The organism is Kineococcus halophytocola (genome assembly GCF_041276425.1).
Taxonomy (GTDB): domain Bacteria; phylum Actinomycetota; class Actinomycetes; order Actinomycetales; family Kineococcaceae; genus Kineococcus; species Kineococcus halophytocola.
Genome location: NZ_JBGFTU010000056.1, coordinates 1 through 1,449, shown reverse-complemented (window position 1 = coordinate 1,449; position 1,449 = coordinate 1). Strand labels below are relative to the sequence as shown.

General features: G+C 66.9%; 1 protein-coding gene. It reads left to right on the top strand.

Annotated elements, in window-relative coordinates; translation table 11 throughout:
• The first annotated feature begins 130 nt into the window (after nucleotides 1-130).
• Nucleotides 131-1,429, top strand: coding sequence for an ISAs1 family transposase (locus AB2L27_RS20115; protein WP_370443269.1), 1,299 nt, complete (start codon nucleotides 131-133; stop codon nucleotides 1,427-1,429).
• Nucleotides 1,430-1,449 lie beyond the last annotated feature (20 nt).

Sequence of the window (1,449 nt, the reverse complement as noted above, 5' to 3'; positions counted from 1 at the left end):
CCAGGGGTCCGGCAAAGTCCGGTGAGGTGAGGCGCGTCAAGGACGACACGCCGTGAAGGCTCATCCGGGACGGGCATGGCCCCGGCAGTGATCATGGAGTTCTCACACAACGCGATCGACCCGAGGAACCATGCCCGCCGCTCCATCCTGCCCCATCACCCTGCCCGCCGACACGCCCGCCCTAGACCTGAAGGGAGCTCTCGATCCGACGTCGGGCCTGCTGGCGACCCTGGCACAGGTCCCCGACCCACGAGCCCGCCGCGGTGTCCGCCACCGCTTCTTCACTGTCCTGGCCCTGGCCGTGATGGCGGTACTGACCGGCGCCCGCGGCTATACCGCGATCTGGCGCTGGAGCGTCCAAGCCCTGCCCGAAACCCTGCACGCACTGGACTGCCATCGATCCACGATCCCGAGCGAGTCCACCTTCCGCCGGACCCTGCAAGCCCTGGACCCCGACGAGTTCACTCTCATCGTCTCGACCTGGCTGGCCGCACACCTGAACCGCATCGAAGAACTCCACCAGCACCGCCAAGCCCGCCTGCGCGCCGCGGAGACGTTCATCAACTCCCCGGACACCTGCGGTCCCAAGAACTCCACGGTCTGCGTCATCGCCATCGACGGCAAGACCGTCCGCGGATCCCGTTCAGCCAATGCCTCCGATGAGCGTTCCAGCACGCACCTGCTGGCCGCGTTCCACACCGACACCGCAACCGTCCTGGGACAGCAGGTCGTGGATGCCAAGACCAACGAGATCACCCACCTGCCAACCCTTGTGACCTCGATGCACGAGCGCGACCTCCTCCCGGCCGGGGCGGTCATCACCGCTGATGCCCTGCACACCCAACGCGAGAGTGCCCGCACGATCACCAACCTGGGCCTGCATTACGCGTTCACCGTAAAACGGAACCAGCCGAAACTGCACGACCACCTCACCGCGCTGCCCTGGGGAAAGATCCCGGTCGCTCATTCTAGAACCGAACGCGGGCACGGTCGGATCGAAGAACGCCACACCGCCTTGGCCACGATCAGCGACGCTCTCGGCGGGCTCTTGGACTTTCCCGGTGCGCGGACGGCGATGAGGATCGTGCGACGACGTCGAGGTCTGCACCAGCGCCCCGGGCAGGACAGCGTCGAGATCGTGTACGCGATCACGTCCCTGCCGATGGCGGAGTTTCAGCCGGACGTGTTGGCCGGGTTGATCCGCCGGCACTGGGCGGTGGAGAACCAACTGCATTACGTCCGCGACACCGCCTTCGATGAGGACCGGTGCCGGGCCCGCACGGGTCAGGGTGCCACGGTCCTGGCCTGCCTACGGAACCTGGCCATCACCGCCCTACGCCTGCTGGGTCAGAGGAACATCCGTGCCGCGCTGGAGCACCACTCCTACGACCGGACCCGACCGCTCCGCACGCTTCAGCGACTCAGCTGAATGACTTTGCCGGAGCCCTG